Consider the following 673-nt stretch of genomic DNA (forward strand, 5'->3'; position numbering starts at 1 on the left):
CTGGGGCTCACCCCCCGCCATCTCGCCTACATCATCTACACCTCGGGCTCCACCGGGACGCCCAAGGGCGTCATGGTCGAGCATCAAAGCACCGTGAACCTGCTGCGTTGGAGTAGCGGCGTCTACGCGCAAGCGCAGACCAGCCGCATGCTGTTCTCCACTTCGATCAGCTTTGATCTGTCCGTCTATGAGTGCTTCGCTACCCTGTCACAGGGCGGCACGCTCTATCTCGTCGACAATGCGCTGGCACTGGCGCAAACGCCTCTGGACGTCTCGCTGATCAATACAGTCCCCTCTGCGATCGCCGCTCTGCTCGACAAGGAAGCAGTCCCCGCCGCGGCAAGCGCCATCAATTTGGCGGGCGAAGCGCTGAGCGCAGCTCTGATCGAGAGAATCTTCGAGCACAGCCGCGTCGAGAAGATCTGTAACCTATACGCCCCTTCCGAGACAACGACGTACTCGACCTGGATTTGCATGCCCAGGGGAGACACCGTCGTTGAAACGATCGGCCGTCCGATCGCCAACACGCGGATCTATCTTCTGGACGGTCATGGTCAGCCGGTGCCGTTGGGGGCGGTGGGCGAGCTCTATATCGGCGGGGCCGGCGTTGCGCGCGGCTACCTCAACCGGCCCGAGCTGACGGCCGAGCGGTTCATCGCCAGCTCCTTTGTGG

At 62.6% G+C, this 673-nt stretch carries 1 protein-coding gene; it reads left to right on the top strand.

Going from position 1 to position 673, the window contains the following annotated elements; all coding sequences use genetic code 11:
* Nucleotides 1-673, top strand: a 673-nt coding sequence (locus NKJ06_RS35650; protein ID WP_352812624.1) for an AMP-binding protein, incomplete at both ends; no start/stop codon positions are given.

This window comes from Mesorhizobium sp. M0293, from assembly GCF_040321735.1.
Classification (GTDB): domain Bacteria; phylum Pseudomonadota; class Alphaproteobacteria; order Rhizobiales; family Rhizobiaceae; genus Mesorhizobium.